Source organism: Rhizobium sp. P44RR-XXIV (assembly GCF_001999485.2).
Lineage (GTDB): Bacteria > Pseudomonadota > Alphaproteobacteria > Rhizobiales > Rhizobiaceae > Rhizobium.
This window is the reverse complement of sequence record NZ_MPVZ02000026.1, coordinates 169,493-187,908: the sequence shown is the minus strand read 5'-3', so window position 1 is coordinate 187,908 and position 18,416 is coordinate 169,493. Positions and strand designations below refer to the sequence as shown.

The following is an 18,416-nucleotide window of genomic DNA, read 5'->3' as shown; positions in this document are numbered from 1 at the left end:
ACCGAAAAGTCATAGCTGCGAAGCGGCAATCTGCCTTGAATTCCGGGTAGCCTCCCGTACCGATCAAGGCACCGGTACGGTGGCATTGCGGTGGCGGAGTTGTTCGGGCGCCGCCACCGTTCATAGGCGCTGCTTATTTGCGCCGTGCCATGATCTCGGTCAGGACCGCGTCGAACCGGGCGATTTCCTCGACCTTGTTATAATGCACCAACGACACGCGGATGGCGCCCGTTTCCATGGAAAGACCCAGGCGCTTCATCAGGCGTGGGGCAAACATATGGCCGTCGCGCAGGCCGATACCGGCTTTGCCCATCTCGGCGGCGAAGTCCTGCGGCGTAATGCCAGGCATGTTGAAGCAGATGGTGGGAACACGCTGTTCGAGATGAGCGTCGTCGGAGATGCCGTAGATGACGGCGCCGTGGCGCTTTAAGACCGCGATCATTTCGCGCGACAGCATCAATTCGTATTGACGGATCGCGCCCATCGCTGAGGCCAGGGCCTGACGACGGGTATGTTCGCCGGCAGGCAGGAAGCGCCGGCCGAGAGCTTCGAGATATTTGACTGCGGCGTTCATGCCGGCAACATTCTCATAGGTGAAGGTGCCGACCTCGATCTTGTAGGGCGGTACATCGGGAATGAAGTCTTCCTTGAATGTGGGAAGCTTGACCAACGCGTCGTAGCGGCCCCAGAGGAAGCCCATATGGGGCGAGAAATTCTTGTAGCCGGAGCAGACGAGATAGTCGCAGCCCCAGGCCTGAACATCCATCAGCCCATGCGGACCAAAATGGACGCAATCGAGGAAGGCTTCGGCACCGGCTTCATGGGCCAGTTTGCAGACGGCGGCGACATCCACGATCGTGCCGATGGAATGTGCTGTGACGGTGCAGGCGACGAGGCGCGTCTTGTCGTTCAACAACGGCTTCAGATCTTCCACGTGCAGCGTGCCATCCTCGCGCATGCGCCACCATACGATCTTGGCGCCGTCGGCTTCGAGCGCGAGCCAGGTGGCGATGTTGGCATCGTGATCCATGTCGGTGACGACGATCTCGTTGCGCTCGCCGAGCAGCTTGGCGATGCCAAGGCTTACGAGGCGAATGAACGAGGTGGCGTTCTGGCCGAAGGAGATTTCCTCCGGCCGGTAGGCATTGACCAGCATGGCGACGCTTTCGCGCGCCTCTTCGAGATTGCGATCGACGCCCTGGCTGTGCTGGTATTTCGCCATGCGCTGGACGTTGAAATCGATGAGATGGTTGGCAACGGCGTCCACTACCGTCTGAGGGACCTGCGAGCCGCCCGCATTGTCGAGAAAGACGAAGTCCCCCGCCTTCTGGATAGCCGGGAACATGGCGCGGACTTCATCGACCGGAAAGCTGTTATGGCCGGCGAATTGGTTTGTAGAAGGGGCGGAACTCATGGGGATCTCGCTCTGAACGATGGGATTGAAATCTTTAGTTTGATCATTTGATCACAAACTAGTTTAAGGTTCAACCAAATTCCGTTTGATGGTGATCGCAGGCTAGCGGCGGAATGCGGAGCCGGATCCCTTGCTGCGCGGTTCGTCTTGCGTCACCGGGCAATATTCACGCAGAATTTCGTGCGTGCGGCTGATATCGGCAACGACTCCATCACGGGCAGCGGCAAAATCGCCGGCCTTCAAGGCCTCGACAATCGGGACATGCTGTCCGGCGGGATCGAGTTCGCCGCTGCGCATCAGCGGTTCGACCGAGGCGGACAGCATGCGCATGTAGGGGCCGAAGCGCAGCCATAATGTTTCGATGAGCTGCAGCAGCACTTCCGAGCCGGAGGCGCTGTAGATGGTGAAATGGAACTGCTGGTTCTTCGCCATCAGGTCGTAGACATTGCTGCCGAGGCCAATTGCGTGCTGATCGACGGCAATAAGCTCGAGCGTGGCGATGTCGGTCGAGGTGAGGTTGGGTATGCCAAGCTCGGCGGCGAGGCCCTCCACGGCGATGCGGGCGCGGCAGAGATCATCCAGCCGGGCCAGCGTCACCATCGGAATCCGGGCCGAGCCATTGGCGGCCACTTCGAGCGCGTTTTCGGCGGCCAACCGGCGCAGGGCTTCGCGGACCGGCATATTGCTCGTGCCGAAGGTTTCGGCGAGCGAGGCGATGGTCAGCGTCTGGCCGGGATCGAAATTTCCGGCCATCAACGCATTTCTGAGCTGCTGGTAGACACCCTCCTGGATCGTCGTTCTGGAGGACACCGGTTCCAGGGCTATGCGCACACTTGCTTCCTTTTCGCTTGGGGACTCGTTCATGGTAGAACGAAGACCACGCGAATGGAAAGAGCTTCGCTCGGAAGCCTCAGGCTTCCTCCGCCTCCCAGCCCGGTTCTTCGGCTTCAAGAGACGCTTCATCCGCCGCCGTTGGTGCCTTTCGCAGGCCAATGCCGACGCCGAGGAGGGCGAGCGCGCCACCGATGGCGTGATAGGCGTGCAACTGTTCTCCGATAAGCACCCAGGCAAGTGCCGCGACGACGATCGGCAGGAGGTTGATCAGCAACGAGGTCCGGCTGGCGCCGAGTTGCTGGATGCCGATCATCCAGCAGAGCGGGGCGACGAGCGATGTCGGGATCGCGGCGTAAAGGATCAGCGGCAGATTGGCCGTCGTCACCGGCGAGATCTCGCCCATCAGGAAGACCGGCAACAGCAACAATGTCGAAAAGCCTATCTGCCAGAAGAGCTGCTGCCACATCGGCATCGGCATGGCCCAACGTCTCAGCATCACGCCATAGAGCGCGTTCGACAGGACGGCGATGATCATCAGGCCGTCGCCGATATGCAGGCCGCCGTTCACCAGCCGCATCAGGTCACCCTGAGACGTCAGGTAGACGAGCCCAATCAGCGAGATAGCGCCGCCTGCGATGCTGGAAACACTCAGTCTTTCTCCGGCAAGCAGGCTGGCGAAAAACGTCGACAGCAATGGCATCAAGGCAAGCATGACGCCCATGTTGACGGCCGAGGTGGTCTTGGCGGCCTCATAGGCAAGGCTCTGGTAGATCACCATGCCGAGGGCTCCGAGGATCGCAAGCTTCAGCCAGTGCTCGCGCAACAATGCGCGGTTGCGCCATGCCGCGCGACCGACGAAGGGCAGCAGCACGACGAAAGCAAGCAGCCAGCGATAGAAGGAGATGGAGCCAGGTGAAATCAGACCGGCGGATGCCTTGGTGACGACGACGTTGCCCGACCAGATCAGCACGGTGAGCAGCGGGGCAAGGCCTGCCGTGCTGAGGATGGATGCGGATGCGTTCGGCTGGGTGTTCATATGGTCGTCTCCCGACGTCATTCTGGCTTATGCAGGGCAATCGATGGCGGAGATCCGTTCGCCTATCGTGAGGTTTTTCTACCGCCTGTCCGAATTTTGGTATATAACGAGATTAGGACAACCGATAATGAAATGAGGACATGACAGAGAGGCTCCCGCGCATTGAGGGCGATCCGCCGCGCCCCGTTTCCTTTCGAACGGAGAACTTCAAGGCAGGCACGGTTTTTCCGAAGAAGAGCCAGCCATGGGGTGAGCTCAACTACGCGCTGATCGGTGTCTGTGAGTTCGATATTCAGGGGGTGCCTTATCTGTCGCCGCCGCATTACGCCATCTGGCTGCCGCCGGACACGATGCATGGGGCTCATAACCAGCACGATCTGCGCTATGTCACCGTCTATGTCGAGCGCGCCCTCTGCGCCGATCTGCCGGCCGAGCCTTCGACGCTGAGTATCAGCCCATTGCTGAAGGCGATCCTGGCGGATTTCGCGGCGCGGGACATCACCATACCCGAAACGACCGAGGATTTGCGGCTTGCCCAAGTGCTGGTCGACCAGATTCGCCTGGCGCCGCGCTGTGAAAGCTATCTGCCGTTCTCGGACGATCCATTGCTTGGTCCGGTATTGAGCGCCTTGCAGGCCGATCCCGGCGATCGGCATTCCCAAGCGGAATGGGCGCGCAAGATGGGCACGACCGAGCGGACCTTGTCGCGCCGATGCCAGGACGATCTTGGCCTTTCCTTCAACGAATGGCGGCAGCGGCTGAAGCTGGTTGCCGCATTGTCGCTGATCGAAGCGGGGGAGCCGGTGCATCGGATTGCATCGCAGCTGGGCTACAGCAACGCCTCGGCCTTCATCGCCATGTTCCGCCGGCTGACGGGCACGAGCCCGACACAGATGCGGTAGATATCACGGCTCGATCATCACGACGTCGAGCTTACGCAATTCCTCAGGATCGGCCATGGCGTCGACGGCGGTGATCATGCGTTCGCGGCGATGGTGAAGCGAAGTGCGATGCGCAACTGTCCGCCGAGAATCACAACGGCGCCGATCGCGCCATCGATGACGGCCGACTGGGCGGCCTGCGCGCGGCCACGGAAAGCCTCGGCGACTGCGGGCCGCCCGTGGATATCGCTCACGGAGCCCATAAGCGCGGCGACGGCGTCGGGGCGGAAGACGATTTTCGGATCGAGGACAGCCAGCAGCGCCTGCATGTCGCCACCGCGCGAAGCCGCCAGGAAGGCATCGACAACATGCCACTGGCGGGTGAGGTCGGCCTCTGTTGCGACCGGTGTCTCCTGAACGCGGCGGCGCGCGCGGCTGGCAAGCTGGCGCGTAGCAACGACGCTGCGTTCAACGATCGGGGCAATGTCGTCAAAGGGCATGCCGAACATGTCGTGCAATACGAAGGCGAGCCGTTCGGCCGGGTTGAGCCTCTGCAGCACCACCAGCAGGGCAAGACCGACGGAATCGGCCAATAGCGCATCCTGTTCCGGATCGGTGCCGTTGCCGGCATCATGCGTCACGGCCGGTTCGGGCACATGGACCGCCAGCGGTTCTTCGCGGCGTGATTTTCGGGCGCGCAGCCAGTCGAGGCAGATGCGCGCCGTCACCGTCGTCAGCCAGCCGCCGAGATTTTCGATCTCGGACGCGTCTGTTTTAAGAAGACGGAGCCACGCTTCCTGCACGGCATCTTCCGCCTCGGTTCGCGAGCCGAGCATGCGGTAGGCAACGGCACGCAGATGCGGCCGGTTCGCCTCGAATTTCTCAGCCTGCCAGTTTCTTTCGTCCATTGGTCACATTCCCTCACGCTGTTCCGTCAAACCCATGACGAATGCAGCCCGGCCGGTGTGACACAGGACCGGCGGGAAAATGAATCGTCAAGCGCGGAGCCATCGTGGCGCCCGAACAATCAGAGGATAGAAACATGCAAGCTCGTATGAAGCACCCCGCCCTTGTCCTGCCGGAAACGCTGCAGGCGCTTCTCGCTGTCAGCAACTCCATCAGGGATCGTGGCCTTTCGGAAAATACCATGGACCTCGTGCATCTGCGCATCAGCCAGATCAACGGCTGCAGCGTCTGCACCGACATGGGCTTTCGCAAATTGCAGAAGGCGGGCGAGAGCATCGAGCGCATCGTCGGGGTCTCCGCATGGCGGGAAATGCCATATTTCTCGGATGCCGAGCGTGCGGCGCTCGCGCTTGGCGAGGCCGTCACCCGGCTTGCCGACAGGCCTGATGCCGTGAGCGACGAGATCTGGAACGAGGCCGCCCGACACTATGACGAGAGCGCTCTCTCCGCCCTTATCATAGCGATCTCGGTCGACAATGTCTGGAATCGGTTGAACGCTACAATCCGCCAGCAGGCAGGTGTCTCCTGGAGCTAGGCGGCCAGCGAACGGTCATCCTTCTCCCCGCTGATCGGGGAGGAGGCCAGCTGCAATCTCAGGCTTCTCCCACCCGCGAGGTCACGAGCAATTTCGCCAGCCAATCGACGAAGACGCGGACCTTGTTGCTCAGGTGCCGGTTCGGAGGATAGACGATGTGCATCGGGAGTGCCGGCCTGGTCCAGCCTGAGAGGACTGGTACGAGGTCACCCTTGGCAATCGCATCCCGCGCCATGAAGCTGGGGACCTGTGCAATGCCGAGACCGGTCATGGCCGCCTGGAGATAGCTGCGGCTGTCATTTACCGAAAGGATGTAGCGCGGAGTGATTTCCAGCGACTCGTTGCCACGATCAAACAGGAAAGGGACCGTTCGGCCGGTTTGCGCGCGGAAATAGCTCACCGCATAGTGGCTGGTTTCCAGATCTTCCGGGCGCTCGGGGATGCCGTGCTTTTCGATGTAGATGGGAGCGGCGCAGGTGATTAGATGGATCTCGCCGACGCGGCGGGCGATCAGCGATTGGTCGCTCGGCATGCCGGCGCGCAAGGCGCAATCGACATTCTCGGCCAGATAGTCCACCAGCCGGTCGCCGACGCCGAGGTCGATGTGAATGTCGGGATAGCGCTGGTGGAAATCGCACAGAGCCGGCATGACGATTTTCTCGGCGAAGGCGCCCGCCATCTCGACGCGAAGGCGGCCGCTCGGCAGGCTCTGCGAATTGCTGATGCTGCCGTCCAGTTCCTCTATTTCCGAAAGGAGCTGAATGGCGCGCTCATAATAGAGAGCGCGTCGGTGGTCACCATGACGCGGCGGGTCGTCCGGTTCAGAAGCTTGGCATGCAGATGGGCTTCGAGCGACTGGATGAGCGTCGTCACCGTTGCCTTCGGCATGGAGAGGGCTGCTGCGGCGCGGGTGAAGTTACCCGTCTCCACCACACGCGCGAAAGCCCGCATTGCTGATAACTGGTCCATTCCATGGTGTCCCTCGACCGCCAAGAAAGGGGTCGATTGTTTGTAATGGTGAATAGTCTGATCGAATATAGGCTACTTATGCTCTGATCGGAATAACAATATGTTGTTTCCAAGATTGTTGCAATGCGGCACGGGGCGCTGAAGACCGCATTATCGAGAATATGGTTCCAAGGCGTGCTAAGCCGCTACCGGAAGAGATCATATTCATTCGAACAGATAAGGATTTGGGTCGATGGATGCGCCGTGGAAAGATGTTGTGCTGGAAAACGTGCCTACGGGGCCGGTGAAAGCGCGGATCTATAACGGCGAAGGTTTGAAGAAGGCGGCACCCCTCGTGCTCTATCTGCATGGAGGCGCCTTTCTCGATACCTGTCACGCGACCGAAAGACCGGTGGCGGCAAGCCTCGCTGAGGCCGGCGCCATCGTGGTTGCGGCGGATTATACGAGTTGCAATCAGAATGCTTTTCCGAAGGTGCTGGAATGCGCCTACGGGCTTCTTGCCTACCTCAGCAACAAGCGAAACATGCTTGCGCTGGGTGGGGCAAAAAAATCGCTGCTGTTTGTCGCCGGAGAGGAATCGGGTGGCAATGTTGCAGCGGGTGTCGCTTTAAAGGCGCGTGATCAGATACCCGGTTCGTTGGACGGACAGGTGTTGATATCGCCTTTGCTCGATCCCTTCATGGGATCAAAATCTTTCCTCCAGGCGGAGGAAAGCGGCATGCGCGAGCGCTGGACGGAGGGTTGGAACCGCTACCTGGGTTTTCTGGGCGGTGTCTGCCATCCCTATGCAGCGCCTCGATACTGTTCGCGGCTTTCGGGCCTCGCGCCGGCATTGGTGCTCACGGCCGAGGACGACCCGCTCCGCGACGAGAGCATGGAATACGGCAGTCGGCTGAAAGCGGCTGGCGTCCGTGTTCGCCAGCAAGTCCTTCCCGCCGGGACAGGCTGGCCCACCCTCTACGGCGGGCAGTCGAAAGACAGGCCCTCATGGCAGCAGGATGTCTGTTGCTGTTTCAAGGGCTTCGTCGAAGACGTGCAAGCTTGATCAACTAGAGCATCCCGATCGCGAGGGAAATCGCGGATTTGGACGAGGTGCTGGAGGCAAAGGTCGAAGCGATCCCGCATCGGTGCGCGGCGCTTTGAAGCCCTGCCTATATTGAGGCGATAGGAATTTTCGGTCCCCGTGTCCCAAGAGGGGGCCAAAGGAGAGACTAACATGAAATCCAACGGTAAGCGCTGGGCCCTGTGGGGCGCCGGCATGAGTGTTGCTGCGGCCGTTGTGGGTGCAGCCTTCTATCTGGAGCTGCCGCGCGGTGCCCAGGCAACCGAGGCAAGCGGCCCGGCGGCGATGCCGCCAACCCCTGTCACCGTTGCCGCGGTAGAGTCGCGTGACATCACGTCCTGGCAGGAATTTTCCGGCCGGCTCGAAGCTATCGACCGGGTCGAAGTCCGGCCGCGCGTGGCTGGCGCAATCCAGTCCGTGCAATTCCGCGAAGGCGCCCTGGTCAAGCAGGGCGACCTGCTTGTCACGATCGATCCCGCACCCTATGAGGCGGCCGTTGCCCAGGCTCAGGCGCAGGTTGGAGCTGCAAAGGCGAGGCTCAATCTGACCAAGGTCGAAGTCGACCGCGGTCAGAAGCTCTTCGACAACAAGACGATCTCGCAGAGCGACATGGACACCCGCGCCAGCAACTACGCCGAAGCGGATGCCAATCTGAAGGCAGCGCAAGCTACCTTGCAGACGGCTCAGCTGAACCTCGACTATACGCAGGTTCACGCTCCGATCGCCGGCCGCGTCGGCAAGATCGCCGTGACCGTCGGCAATCTGGTCGCCGCCGGCTCATCTTCACCGGCTCTGACCACGCTTGTTTCGGTCGATCCGATCTATGCAAGCTTCAATGCCAACGAGCAGACTGTGACCCAGGCCCTGGCAGAGCTGCCGGCGACCAATGGCGCGGTCCCGCCGGTCGAACAGATCCCGGTCCAGATCGGCACGGCGAGCGATAGCGGCACGCCGATAAAGGGCAAGTTGCAGCTGATCGACAACGAGGTCGATGCCGCGAGCGGCACAGTCAGCGTCCGCGCCGTCTTCGACAATCCCGGTGGACGTCTCATCCCCGGTCAGTTCGTGCGGGTTCGCATGGGTCAGCCGAAAGCCGAGAGCAAGCTCGTCATCAGCGACCGCGCAGTCGGCACCGACCAGGACAAGAAGTTCGTCTTCGTGGTTGGTGGTGACAACAAGGTCAATTACCGACAGGTCCAACTCGGTTCGCTGGTCGATGGCGAGCGGGTGATCGAAGACGGCCTGAAGGTCGGCGAAAAGGTCGTTGTCAACGGGCTGCAGCGCATCCGTCCCGGTGCGGTCGTCGCGCCGCAGTTGGCAGAGAAGGTCGCGACCGCTCAGTAAGACTTGGCCTTCTGCCCTTAGGGAGAAGGCCGACATCCGAATTCACATGATCCGCCGGCGGCTCTCAGCTCGCCGGACAGGGATTTTGCATCCGCTTTCACCCCGGAGAGGGCTTTGATATGAACATCTCCAGATTCTTTGTCGACCGCCCGGTCTTTGCCGGTGTTCTTTCGGTCCTCATCGTGGTCGCCGGCCTTATCGGCCTCAGGGCGCTGCCGATCTCCGAATATCCGGAGGTCGTGCCGCCATCGATTGTCGTGCGCGCCACCTATCCCGGCGCCAACCCGACCGTTATTGCCGAAACGGTTGCGACGCCGCTCGAAGAGCAGATCAACGGCGTCGAGGGCATGCTCTACATGTCCAGCCAGGCAACGTCCGACGGCGTTCTCAACGTGACGGTCACTTTCAAGCTCGGCACCGATCCGGACAAGGCGCAGCAGCTCGTGCAGAATCGCGTTTCGCAGGCTGAGCCGCGCCTGCCCGCGGAGGTCCGTACCCTCGGCATCACGACCGTCAAGAGCTCGCCCGACTTCATCATGGTCGTCAACCTCGTCTCGGACGGGGCCGACCACGACATCACCTATCTGCGAAACTATGCGACCTTGAACGTCAAGGATCGGCTCGCCCGCATCGAAGGCGTCGGGCAGGTGCAGGTCTTCGGCGCCGGCGACTATTCCATGCGCGTCTGGATCGATCCGCAGAAGGCGGCCGAGCATAATCTTGCCGCCAGCGATATCAGCAATGCGATCGGCTCGCAGAACGTCCAGGCCGCGGCCGGCATCATCGGTGCCTCGCCCAGCCGGCCGGGCGTGGATCTGCAGCTCAACGTCAATGCCCAGGGCCGCCTGCGCACGCCCGAGGAGTTCGGCAACATCATCGTCAAGACGGGCGCCAATAGCGAGATCACCCGCCTTCGCGACGTCGCTCGCGTCGAACTGGGTGCGGAAGACTATACGTTGCGTTCGCTGCTCGACGGCAAGCCGGCCGTCGCCGTCGCGGTTCTCCAGGCGCCTGGTTCGAACGCGATCGAGATCGCGAACAATGTGCGCTCGACCATGAACGATCTGCAGAAGGCCATGCCGGCGGGCGTCAAGTACGAGATCGTCTACGATACGACAAAATTCGTCCGCGCGTCGATCGAGAAGGTGATCGACACGCTGCTCGAAGCCATTGCGCTGGTTGTTCTCGTCGTCATCCTGTTCCTGCAGACATGGCGCGCCTCGATCATCCCGCTGATCGCCGTTCCGGTGTCGATCATCGGCACCTTTGCGGTGATGTATGTCTTCGGCTTCTCGATCAATGCGCTCAGTCTGTTTGGCCTGGTGCTGGCGATCGGTATCGTCGTGGACGACGCGATCGTCGTGGTCGAAAACGTCGAACGCAATATCGAGAACGGGCTCAGCCCGCGGGACGCCACCTACAAGGCCATGAAGGAAGTCTCCGGTCCGATCATCGCGATCGCGCTGGTTCTCGTCGCGGTCTTCGTGCCACTCGCCTTCATCTCCGGCCTGTCCGGCCAGTTCTACCGCCAATTCGCGCTGACGATCGCCATCTCGACCGTCATCTCGGCCTTCAACTCGCTCACCCTGTCCCCGGCACTGGCATCTTTGCTTTTGAAGGGTCATCATGCGCCGAAGGATCGGTTGACGCGGGTCATGGACGCGGTCTTCGGCTGGTTCTTCCGCGGTTTCAACCGGGCGTTCGGAAGCGGTTCGAAATACTACGGCAAGGGCGTCGGCGGCCTGCTGTCGCGCAAGAGCATCGTCATGGTGATCTATTTCGCGCTGGTGGGAGCGACCTATAGCCTGTTCACAACGGTTCCAGGTGGTTTCGTGCCATCGCAGGACAAGCAATATCTGATCGGCTTCGCACAGTTGCCGGATGCCGCAAGCCTCGACCGCACGGAAAGCGTGATCAAGCGCATGACTGATATCGCGCTGAAGCAGCCGGGTGTCGCCAATGCGATCGCCTTCCCGGGCCTGTCGATCAACGGCTTCACCAACTCCTCGAATGCCGGTATCGTCTTCGTCACGCTGAAGGACTTCGACGAGCGCAAGACGCCCGATCTTTCGGGCGGGGCGATCGCCATGGCGCTGAACCAGAAGTTCGGCGCCATCCAGGATGCCTTCATCGCCATGTTCCCGCCGCCGCCAGTCAACGGTCTCGGCACGACCGGCGGCTTCAAGCTGCAGATCGAGGATCGCGCCGGCCTCGGCAACCAGGCGCTCGACCAGGCGGCCAAGGCAGTGATTGCCAAGGCCTACCAGACACCGGAACTCGCTGGCATCTTCTCGAGCTTCCAGATCAACGTGCCGCAGCTTTTCGCCGATCTTGACCGCGCCAAGGCCGAGCAACTCGGGGTCTCCGTCACCGACGTCTTCCAGACGCTGCAGATCTATCTCGGTTCGTTCTATGTGAACGACTTCAACGCCTTCGGCCGCACCTACAGCGTCCGCGTACAGGCCGATGCCAAGTTCCGCGCCCAGCCGGAAGATATCGGCCAGTTGAAGGTTCGCTCGGCATCGGGCCAGATGATCCCGCTTTCAGCCTTGCTGAAGGTCGATGCCACCACCGGTCCGGAGCGTACGAACCGCTATAACGGCTTCCTTGCTGCCGACATCAATGGCGGCCCGGCGCCCGGTTTCTCGTCAGGTCAGGCACAAGCGGCGATCGAGAAGATTCTGCATGAGACGTTGCCCGCCGGCATCGACTTCGAGTGGACGGACTTGACCTACCAGCAGATTCTGGCCGGCAATTCCAGCATCGTCGTCTTCCCGCTGGCGCTGCTGCTGGTCTTCCTCGTGCTGGCCGCCCAATACGAGAGCCTGACCTTGCCGCTCGCCATCGTCATGATCGTGCCGATGGGTGTATTGGCGGCGCTGACCGGCGTCTGGCTCACGGGTGGGGACAACAACATCTTCACCCAGATTGGTCTGGTGGTGTTGGTGGGCTTGTCGGCGAAGAACGCGATCCTGATCGTGGAATTTGCCCGCGAACTGGAATTTGAAGGCCGCACGCCGGTACAGGCCGCAATCGAGGCCAGCCGTCTGCGTCTGCGTCCGATCCTGATGACCTCCATGGCCTTCATCATGGGTGTCGTGCCGCTGGTTACCTCGACCGGTGCCGGTGCCGAGATGCGAACCGCCATGGGTATCGCGGTGTTCTCGGGCATGATCGGCGTCACCTTCTTCGGCATCTTCATGACGCCGGTTTTCTACGTGCTGATCCGCACTCTGTCGGGCAACCGTCCGCTGAAGCAGCACCATCACAACGATAATGACCATTCGGCGGAGGTACTCCCGATCGCCGCCGAATAGGGGGCCGTGCCGAGCGGTACTCCAGTGCTCGACACCCCATGGGCGGGACCGCAAGGTCCCGCCCTTTTCTTTTGTGCTGGCTCAATTCCGGCTGCTACCCGGCCGCGCGTTCCGTTGCCGGCAGAATTTGTCGCATGCGCACGGATTTCCTTTGCATGCGGTCACCATAGGTTTATCAAGCTCTTGGGTGAGTTGGTTGACGTGTACGGGGGCATGGGGAGCTGCCCATCGGCACCCAAGACTAGGGATAGTGGTGTGCATGCGGTTGTTGTCGGGTCGGCTGGGTTGATTGACCGCTGCAACGTTGCAGGTTTCACATGCTTATAATTCGGAGGACGTCGCTGTGAGCGGCAGGAAGATCGCTTTTCTCGGAACGGGATTGATGGGAGCGCCGATGGCACGGCGGCTTCTTGATGCCGGTTTTCCGCTCACCGTCTGGAATCGCGACCGCAGCAAAGCTGATCCGCTCGCTGAGCATGGCGCGACCGTCGCAGTTACTGCCGTGGAGGCGGCAAGGGGGGCGTCGGTCGTCTTCACCATGCTCACCAATGGCGGTGCCGTCAGCGAGGTCCTGTTCGGCAGCGGCGTGGCTGATGCGCTGGAGTCCGGAGCGGTTGTCATCGACAATAGCTCGATACCGCCGGCGATCGCCCGCGAACATGCATTCAAGCTTGCGGAGCGCGGTATCAGGCATATCGATGCGCCGGTCTCCGGCGGCGTGGTCGGTGCTGCGGCCGGGACGCTGGCAATCATGGCCGGCGGCGATGCCGACGTCATCGATAGTGTTCGCGATATCATGGCGCCGCTTGGTCGCGTGACCCGCGTCGGCCCAAGCGGCACCGGTCAGCTTGCCAAGCTCGGCAATCAGCAAATCGTCGCGGTGACCATCGGCGCCGTTGCCGAGGCGATGCTGCTTGTCGAAGCGGGCGGTGGTTCTCGCGAGGCATTTCGTGCGGCCATTCGCGGTGGTTTTGCCGAAAGCAGGATTTTGGAACTTCACGGCCAGCGCATGATCGAGCGCAATTTCGAGCCGGGCGGAACCGCCCGCAATCAGCTGAAGGATCTGGATACCGTCCTTGCCGCTGCCCAGAATCTCGCGCTTCAGCTGCCGCTGACGGAGGCCGTCAGGGCCGAGTTTGCGGAATTCGTCGAAAATGGCGGTGGCGAGCAGGATCACAGCGGGTTGCTGCAGTATCTGGAAGACAAGAATGGCCAAGGAAAGGCTTGAGGAAGACATGAGCGATAAGGGTGCATCCAAGCGCCGCCTGCGTTCGCAGGACTGGTTCGACAATCCGGATCATATCGATATGACGGCGCTCTATCTGGAGCGGTTCATGAACTACGGCATCACGCCGGAAGAGCTGCGCTCGGGTAAGCCGATTATCGGGATTGCCCAGAGCGGTAGTGATCTGACCCCCTGCAACCGCCATCACCTCGATCTTGCCAAGCGCGTACGTGACGGCATTCGCGATGCCGGAGGTATTCCGATCGAATTCCCGACCCATCCGATCTTCGAAAACTGCAAGCGGCCGACGGCAGCGCTTGACCGCAACCTTGCCTATCTCGGTCTCGTCGAAGTGCTCTACGGCTATCCGCTCGACGGCGTGGTACTGACCACCGGCTGCGACAAGACCACCCCCTCGGCGCTGATGGCGGCCTCCACCGTCAACATTCCGGCGATCGTGCTGTCCGGCGGCCCGATGCTGGATGGCTGGCATGACGGGGAGCTTGCCGGGTCCGGCACAGTGATCTGGCGCTCGCGCCGCAAGCTGGCGGCCGGCGAGATCGATGAGGAGGAGTTCATGGAGGCGTCTCTCGCTTCGGCGCCCTCGATCGGTCATTGTAACACCATGGGAACGGCATCGACGATGAACGCCATGGCCGAAGCGCTCGGCATGTCGCTGACCGGATGCGCCGCCATTCCCGGCGCCTATCGTGAGCGCGGGCAAATGGCCTATCGCACCGGCCGCCGCGCTGTGGAACTCGTGCTTGAGGACATCAAGCCGTCCGACGTGCTGACGCGCCAGGCTTTTCTCAATGCCATCAGGGTCAATTCCGCCATCGGCGGATCGACCAATGCACAGCCACATCTGGCGGCGATGGCTAAGCATGCCAGCGTCGAGCTTCATCCGGATGACTGGCAGGTGCATGGTTTCGACATTCCGCTGCTTGCCAATGTGCAGCCGGCGGGCGCCTATCTCGGTGAGCGCTTCCATCGTGCAGGCGGTGTTCCCGCCATCATGTGGGAGTTGCTGCAGGCCGATAAGCTTGACGGAAGCTGTCCGACGGTGACCGGCAAGACGATGGCGGAAAATCTTAAGGGTAGGGAAGCGACGGATCGCGAGGTCATCCTCCCGTTCGCCGAGCCTTTGAAGGAGCGCGCCGGCTTCCTCGTGCTGAAGGGCAATCTTTTCGATTTCGCCATCATGAAGATGAGCGTCGTGTCGGAGGATTTCCGCAGCCGTTATCTACAGGAGCCCGGACACGAGGGCGTGTTCGAGGGCAGAGCCGTGGTCTTCGACGGATCCGAGGACTATCACAAGCGCATCAACGACGCTGATCTGGGCATCGACGAGAGGACCATCCTCGTCATCCGCGGGGCAGGGCCGATCGGCTGGCCGGGATCGGCCGAAGTGGTCAACATGCAGCCGCCGGATGCGCTCCTGAAGCGCGGCATCCGCAGCCTTCCGACAATCGGCGACGGGCGCCAGTCGGGGACGGCCGACAGCCCATCCATTCTCAACGCTTCGCCGGAGAGTGCGGCCGGCGGGGGACTTGCGTGGCTCAGGACCGGCGACACCATCCGCATCGACTTCAATCACGGCCGATGCGACATGCTGGTGGAGGAAGCGGAGATCGAGCGCCGCAAAGGCGATGGCATACCGCCAGTCCCGCCGGATGCAACCCCGTGGCAGCGCATCTATCGCCGTTCAGTCACGCAGCTTTCCGATGGTGCCGTGCTCGAAGGGGCTGCCGAGTTTCGCAATCTCGCGGCCACGCCGCCTAGGCATAATCACTAATAGCATTTTGACGCAAACTGTTGGCAGGTGGCCGGTAGGGGCCGCCGTTAAAGTTCGCGAAAGGCAGTAGTGCAAATCTATTGAGTAACAGTTATGTAATCTCTCCAATTTCCGAAGGGGGTTGAGCTCTTTGGCAGAGACGGCATCAGGGCGAACCGAAGAAGAGTTCCAGGACCTTTTAAGAAGGTTGGAGCTGGCGCTTGAGGCGTCTCAAATCGGTGTCTGGCAGCATAACGTCAATGACAAGGAATTGCTCTGGGACCAGCAGATGCACCGGCTCTATGGAACCGGCCTTCAGGATCGCCGGGTGCCGTCTGACGTCTGGATGAATGCTTTGTATCCCGAAGATGTCGAGAGGGCAGTCAACGACTTCCAGATCGCTCTCGATGGGCGCGGCTTCTATAACTCGCAGTTTCGCATCGTTCTGCCTAGCGGAGAGGTGCGCCATCTGCGCTCCAGTGCGCATTTCTATGAAGATCACGACGGTTCGCCCTCCTTTATCGGCGCGGAATGGGATGTCACCGCCGACGTCCAGCTCAATCGTGAACTGACCAGCCAGAAGGCGATCGCCGAGGCGCGGGCCGTGGCGCTCGAACAAAGCCGCGCTCGTATCGAATATGCCGCCGATCATGATTACCTGACGGGCCTTCCCAACCGGCGCTATTTCGACCGACGGCTGGCCGAACTGCGCAAGGATGCGGACGTCGAGACTTTGGGTGTGCTTCATATTGATCTCGACGGTTTCAAGGAGATCAACGACAAATGGGGCCATGCGGCGGGTGATGCGACGCTGCAGAGCGCGGCTGCCCGTATTTCAGCGGCGATCACTGCCAGCGATCTGGTGGCGCGTATTGGCGGCGACGAGTTCGTGGCGGTATTGGTCAATATCGGCAGCGCCGAGAGGTTGGAGGCCATAGCCGACGACATTCTCTCGCGGCTGCGGCGCGAAGTGCGCTTCGGCAACGACATGCTTCGGATCGGCGCGTCCATCGGGGTGGCGTCGAGCCGGTCCGACAATGCGGGCAGTCTGCTAGCCGAATCCGATGTCGCGCTTTTCCAGGCCAAGAAGCTCGGCCGCAACCGCGTCGAGTTCTTCACGCCGGAGCTCCAGGCAGATCTGCATGCGGAACGTCGGTTGGCTGATGAACTGCGGCTTGCGCCGATGCTGCAGCAGATCGAGCCATTCTATCAGATTCAGGTCGACGCGCGCAGCCGCCGCATCGTTGGGTTGGAGGCTCTGGCGCGCTGGCGGCATCCGGAAAAGGGATTGCTGTATCCAGTGGCATTCCTCAAGCTGGCTGAGGAATACGGGCTTACCGCCGAGATCGACGCGGCCGTGCTGACGCGTGTACTTGCCGACCGCGCCGTTTGGGTGTCGCAGGGCGTCGAGCCGCCACGCATCGCCGTCAATATTTCCGGCCGCCGGCTCGCCGATCACGATCTGATCGAGGGATTGCAGGCACTGAAGATACCGCCACATGCCATCGCCTTCGAACTGGTGGAAACCATCTTCCTCGATGATCCTGACGATCGGGTGCTTGCCAATATCGATGGGATCAAACAGATGGGTATCGACATTGAGATCGACGATTTCGGTTCGGGTCATGCTTCACTGATCGGCCTGGTCAAGCTGAAACCGAAACGGCTGAAGATCGATCGGCAATTGGTGACGGCTGTCACGGTCTCGGAAGAGCAGCGCCGCCTCGTCGGCTCTATCGTCGAAATCGCCCGGGCCCTGAATGTCGAAGTCGTTGCCGAGGGTGTCGAGACCGAGGAACATGCCCGTATTCTGGCCGACCTCGGTTGCGACGAGCTTCAGGGGTATGCCATTGGCTATCCTGCCCCCGAAAACGAGATTGCGGCACTGCTGAAGCCGGCTCCTGCATCCGGCAGACGCGGATCCGCCGTTGCCGGCGGTGGGCGCGCTACTGAATCTGCAACGCGACGATCAGACCGTAGCTGATTACACCGAGCATCAACAGCGACAGCGTGGCGGCGACGATCACGCGCCCGCCGGCATGGGCAACGGAACGGATATTCACCGATAGACCGAGTGCGGCCATGGCAATCACGGTCAGGATGCTCGAGACCAATTGCATCGGCGCGACCAAAGCATCCGGGATGAGGCCGAAGGAGCGCATTGCCATCAGCCCGAGGAAGCCGCAGATGAACCATGGCACCAGCGAGTGATGATGGCCGCTGCGACCGTTTGCATCCGTCGTTTCGACTTTGGTGAGAATGCCGAGCATGAAGATGACAGGGCCGAGCATCAGGACGCGAACAAGCTTGACCAGCGTGCCTGTCTGGACGGCAAGAAGGCCGACAGGGGCGGTTGCTGCGAGCACCTGCGGGACCGCATAGACGGTCAACCCGGCAAGCGTTCCATATTGTGGCACGCTCATGCCGAAATAGAAATAGAGGAACGGCAGCAGGAAGACGGCGGCAATACCCAGCACGGCCGTGAAGGCGAGAGCCGCAGCAATCTCCTGCGAATCGGCCTCGATTACAGGCGCGACGGCAACGATGGCGGAGTTGCCGCATATGGAATTGCCGCAGGCAATCAGCGTTGCCAGCTTCGGCGGCAGGCCGAGCAGACGCCCGATCAAATAGGTTGCGGCAATCGACAGCACGACGACGATGGCGATACCGGCGATCAGCCAGACGCCCGCTCCACGCACTGCCGAGAGGCTTATGGACGCACCAAGGAGGACGATGGCGATTTCGAGCAGGATCTTGGCACTGAAATCGATGCCCGGCCGCATGGTTGGCTTCAACGGCTTGATGGTGCAGACGGCAATGCCGAGGGCGATGGCGAGCACCAGGCTCTCGATCCAGCGGCCGCCGAGAAGGCTGAGTTCCGCATGTTCGCCGGCATAGGCGACAACTGCGACGGCACAGGTGAGTGCGAGGCCGGGGAGGATTTTGTTTGCGCGTTGGGCGAGGGGCATGTCGTACCGTCGATCTTTTGTTATGATTTGCTGACGGTAGGAAAGTCTCATCTGTCGATGTGGACATCCATCGAATATTATCCTACGTT

The 18,416-nt window shown here is 61.2% G+C and carries 12 protein-coding genes and 2 pseudogenes; 8 read left to right on the top strand and 6 right to left on the bottom strand.

The annotated features are described in order from the left end of the window. Positions 1 to 133: 133 nt before the first annotated feature. The 3 genes from BSK43_RS09775 to BSK43_RS09765 form a co-directional block, all read right to left on the bottom strand. Complete coding sequence (locus tag BSK43_RS09775) at positions 134 to 1,414, bottom strand: cysteine desulfurase-like protein (protein ID WP_077469590.1); 1,281 nt, start codon at positions 1,412 to 1,414, stop codon at positions 134 to 136. 102 nt (positions 1,415 to 1,516) lie between these two features. Further along, entirely contained in the window at positions 1,517 to 2,245 is a 729-nt protein-coding gene (locus BSK43_RS09770; protein ID WP_077469591.1) for a GntR family transcriptional regulator, read from the bottom strand. 79 nt (positions 2,246 to 2,324) lie between these two features. Further along, the gene (locus tag BSK43_RS09765; protein ID WP_077469592.1) at positions 2,325 to 3,284 is read right to left on the bottom strand and encodes a DMT family transporter; all 960 of its coding nucleotides are present in this window, start codon (positions 3,282 to 3,284) and stop codon (positions 2,325 to 2,327) included. A gap of 140 nt (positions 3,285 to 3,424) precedes the next feature. Between BSK43_RS09765 and BSK43_RS09760 the strand changes: the two genes are divergently transcribed. Continuing rightward, a complete protein-coding gene (locus tag BSK43_RS09760; protein WP_077469593.1) occupies positions 3,425 to 4,186 on the top strand; it encodes a helix-turn-helix transcriptional regulator in 762 nt (253 codons plus the stop codon). Positions 4,187 to 4,189: 3 nt separating this feature from the next. Here the strand turns inward: BSK43_RS09760 and BSK43_RS09755 are convergent. Next, positions 4,190 to 5,073, bottom strand: a pseudogene (locus tag BSK43_RS09755) (sigma-70 family RNA polymerase sigma factor). Between the two features lie 134 nt (positions 5,074 to 5,207). On the opposite strand from BSK43_RS09755, the gene BSK43_RS09750 reads away from it, so the two are divergent. Further along, positions 5,208 to 5,666, top strand: a complete 459-nt coding sequence (locus tag BSK43_RS09750) for a carboxymuconolactone decarboxylase family protein (RefSeq protein WP_077469594.1) — start codon at positions 5,208 to 5,210, stop codon at positions 5,664 to 5,666. 58 nt (positions 5,667 to 5,724) lie between these two features. On the opposite strand, the pseudogene BSK43_RS09745 reads toward BSK43_RS09750, so the two are convergent. After that, positions 5,725 to 6,635: pseudogene (locus tag BSK43_RS09745) on the bottom strand (LysR substrate-binding domain-containing protein). 232 nt (positions 6,636 to 6,867) lie between these two features. Between BSK43_RS09745 and BSK43_RS09740 the strand changes: the two are divergent. The 6 genes from BSK43_RS09740 to BSK43_RS09715 all read left to right on the top strand — a co-directional run bounded on the left by BSK43_RS09740 (position 6,868) and on the right by BSK43_RS09715 (position 17,342). After that, positions 6,868 to 7,680, top strand: a complete 813-nt coding sequence (locus tag BSK43_RS09740) for an alpha/beta hydrolase (RefSeq protein WP_068401612.1) — start codon at positions 6,868 to 6,870, stop codon at positions 7,678 to 7,680. Positions 7,681 to 7,851: 171 nt separating this feature from the next. Next, the gene (locus BSK43_RS09735) at positions 7,852 to 9,042 is read left to right on the top strand and encodes an efflux RND transporter periplasmic adaptor subunit (protein WP_077469595.1); all 1,191 of its coding nucleotides are present in this window, start codon (positions 7,852 to 7,854) and stop codon (positions 9,040 to 9,042) included. A gap of 119 nt (positions 9,043 to 9,161) precedes the next feature. Then, on the top strand, positions 9,162 to 12,359 hold the full coding sequence (locus BSK43_RS09730; protein ID WP_077469596.1) for an efflux RND transporter permease subunit: 3,198 nt from the start codon (positions 9,162 to 9,164) through the stop codon (positions 12,357 to 12,359). Positions 12,360 to 12,702: 343 nt separating this feature from the next. After that, complete coding sequence (locus tag BSK43_RS09725; RefSeq protein WP_077469597.1) at positions 12,703 to 13,587, top strand: NAD(P)-dependent oxidoreductase; 885 nt, start codon at positions 12,703 to 12,705, stop codon at positions 13,585 to 13,587. Between the two features lie 7 nt (positions 13,588 to 13,594). After that, a complete protein-coding gene (locus tag BSK43_RS09720; protein WP_077469702.1) occupies positions 13,595 to 15,379 on the top strand; it encodes an IlvD/Edd family dehydratase in 1,785 nt (594 codons plus the stop codon). 130 nt (positions 15,380 to 15,509) lie between these two features. Continuing rightward, positions 15,510 to 17,342, top strand: coding sequence for a GGDEF domain-containing phosphodiesterase (locus tag BSK43_RS09715; RefSeq protein ID WP_077469598.1), 1,833 nt, complete (start codon positions 15,510 to 15,512; stop codon positions 17,340 to 17,342). Here the strand turns inward: BSK43_RS09715 and BSK43_RS09710 are convergent. After that, positions 17,305 to 18,327, bottom strand: coding sequence for a YeiH family protein (locus BSK43_RS09710; RefSeq protein WP_077469599.1), 1,023 nt, complete (start codon positions 18,325 to 18,327; stop codon positions 17,305 to 17,307). The two genes, BSK43_RS09715 and BSK43_RS09710, sit on opposite strands and share 38 nt — an antisense overlap. Positions 18,328 to 18,416 lie beyond the last annotated feature (89 nt).